Genomic DNA, 292 nt, shown 5'->3' with positions numbered 1-292 from the left:
GAACAGCTTTTCCAGCGTCCTGAGTTTGTTGTCTTCACAAGGCAATATGCAGGTATTGTCCAGTCCCAGAGTCACGGCCACCAATAATCAAAAAGCGGTGATTAAAGTCGGGGACGATGAGTATTTCGTTACCGATGTGTCCAGTCAAAGCACCATCAGCTCGTCCACCACGGCAGTGACGCCAAATATTGAACTCACGCCCTTTTTCTCGGGTATCGCGCTGGATGTGACACCGCAAATTGATGAGGAAGGTGGCGTACTGCTGCATGTGCATCCCTCGGTGATTGAAACC

Annotated in this window: 1 protein-coding gene; it reads left to right on the top strand. The window is 50.3% G+C overall.

Annotation, left to right across the window (positions count from 1 at the left end; translation table 11 throughout):
- Positions 1–292: secretin GspD/PilQ domain-containing protein (locus J0A66_RS22920; protein WP_500676676.1), on the top strand; the 292-nt coding region annotated here is incomplete at both ends.

The organism is Bowmanella dokdonensis, from assembly GCF_017254865.1.
GTDB classification, from domain to species: Bacteria; Pseudomonadota; Gammaproteobacteria; order Enterobacterales; family Alteromonadaceae; genus Bowmanella; species Bowmanella dokdonensis.
This window is presented reverse-complemented; position numbering and strand designations above follow the sequence as displayed.